Source organism: Tunicatimonas sp. (assembly GCF_049647865.1).
GTDB lineage: Bacteria > Bacteroidota > Bacteroidia > Cytophagales > Cyclobacteriaceae > Tunicatimonas.
The window spans coordinates 1-2,339 of sequence record NZ_JBARYM010000170.1; the positions used below are offsets into that span (position 1 = coordinate 1).

A 2,339-nucleotide genomic window follows, 5' to 3' on the forward strand; every position below is an offset into this window, starting at 1 on the left:
ATCCTAGCGAGCAGACTAAATTTAGATTCATGATCCATCCAAAATCTACTAGTTACTACAACATTTGTACTATCAGCGATTCTAATACCGTAGTAGTTCTTCATGAATACGAAGAAGAGAAACTAAATACTGCAAAAGCTAATAATAGATGGTCAAGATTATATTGTTTATATCTAGTACAAGCTCATTAAAATCTGTACTAGTGATATAGTCAATAGCTTTTAGTTTGCAGCCAACGACCATTTTGTAATATAGCAGACGCTACTCTAGAAACCATGGGTGGTGGACTATCAACTGTAGACTAATAATCAAACTTTGCTTCGTACTGCTCGTTAGTTAAGTGTGGCTCTGTTTGATGAGAGCAAGACTTAGCTGATATTATTAATGAGACAAAAATTAGAGTAATGAACAAGAACATCGTATTTATATTATTCTTTTCCCTAATAGCAGTGTACTGCACCGCTCCATCGACGGGAAGTCAATCTGATGAGCCACTAACGGTTTCACCCGCATCGCTTACCGAATCGGAAAAGGCACAACTGGATACGGCTACTTTTGCTGGGGGCTGCTTCTGGTGTACTGAAGCGGTTTTTGAGCGAGTAAAGGGCGTGAAAAGTGTGGTATCCGGTTATACCGGGGGAACTCAGAAGAATCCTACCTACAAACAGGTAAGTAACGGCCGTACTGACCATGCCGAAGCGATTCAGATTTACTACGACCCAGAAGTAATTACCTACGCCCAATTGTTAGAAGTATTCTTCGGAACAATGGACCCTACTCAACTTAACCGACAAGGACCCGACGTAGGCGAGCAATACCGATCCGCAGTTTTTTATCACGACCAAGAGCAGCAGCAGCAGGCTGAGAAGTACATGAAGAAACTTGATGACTCAGGTAAGTACGATAAGCCGATAGTTACTCAGTTAGTATCGCACGAAAAATTTTGGATAGCCGAAGATTACCACCAAGATTACTACGAACTAAATCCAGGAAATCCGTACATTCAGAACATAGCTAAACCTAAAGTGAATAAGTTAAAGAAGAACTATACTGCCTTGCTAAAAGACGGTGTAAACAGCTAAAATAGCTTTTCTTAAAAACTAGACTGAGACGTTGCTAACTTTGAGCAACGTCTTTTTTGATCGATGCAATTATCTCTCGTTTCGGTTATTCTCCCCTTTTTCAATGCTGAACTGACACTGGATAAGGCTATTGAAAGCATCGTTCAGCAAACCTATACCTACTGGGAATTAATCTTAGTTAACAATCAATCTACCGACAATAGTGCTCAGATCGCCAAACGCTACACTCAGAAAGATGTACGTATTCATTTAATCAAAGAGAATACGCAAGGAGTTACGTTTGCTTTTAACGCTGGTCTGGCCTTCGCTCGAGGAAAATATATTGCCCGGATGGATGCGGATGACTACAGCTACCCCCTCCGTTTAGAACAACAAGTCCGCTACTTAGAAAATCATGACGAAGTAGATGCCGTTAGCGGGTTAGTAGCTTATAAAGCTAACGCCATGCAAGCGGGTATGAAACATTATGTCAATTGGTCAAATACATTGGTTACTTCTAAACAAATTGCTGATAATCAGTTTGTTGAGTTACCGACTATTAACCCAACCCTGGTGTTTCGTCGCAGCAGCCTAGAAAAATACGGATCTTACCAAAACGGCGGATTTCCCGAAGACTACGAATTGGTATTGCGTTGGCTACAGAAAGGCGCTACTTTCGCCAAAATACCGAATATCATTCTTGATTGGCACGATAGCTCAACCCGGCTTACCCGCACGGGTTCTCGGTACTCTACCGAAGCATTTTATCAAATTAAAACCATATACTTAGCAGAATGGCTTTGCCAGAATAACCCTTTTCATCCGGCAGTAGTCGTCTGGGGGGCCGGTCGTAAAGCTCGTCAGCGAGTAAAATTGCTGGAAGAATACCAGGTTGAGATCACCGCGTTCATTGATATCGTTCCTAATAAGGTTCAGGAAAAGCCCTGTATCTATTTTAAAGATATAGCTCCTCCGGGTCAGTATTTTATTCTTTCTTATGTTAGCAATCGTGGGAAGCGGGAAGAAATCAGGCAATTTCTTGTTGATAAAGGGTATCATGAAGCTATACATTTTTTGCTAGTTGCCTAAATATACCCTTACGCTATTTCTAGTGGATTTACGGTACGCCAAGCGTCTGTTGGCAAAACTTGAGAATTTCTTGTTGAGCTGTTTTCCAGTCCTTCGACTTTATTTCGCTACCAATGAAGTGCGTACCTGGCTTATCTAGTGCTACGAGCTTAACATCGGGCGAAGTAAACTGTTGATGCACTTCTGGAT

The 2,339-nt window shown here is 41.4% G+C and carries 2 protein-coding genes; both read left to right on the forward strand.

Annotated features, from left to right (window positions below; genetic code table 11):
* Window positions 1–404 precede the first annotated feature (404 nt).
* A complete protein-coding gene (gene msrA, locus WBA23_RS05185) occupies window positions 405–1,082 on the forward strand; it encodes a peptide-methionine (S)-S-oxide reductase MsrA (RefSeq protein WP_424581186.1) in 678 nt (225 codons plus the stop codon).
* 63 nt (window positions 1,083–1,145) lie between these two features.
* Entirely contained in the window at window positions 1,146–2,150 is a 1,005-nt protein-coding gene (locus WBA23_RS05190) for a glycosyltransferase family 2 protein (protein ID WP_424581187.1), read from the forward strand.
* The last annotated feature ends 189 nt before the right edge of the window (window positions 2,151–2,339 follow it).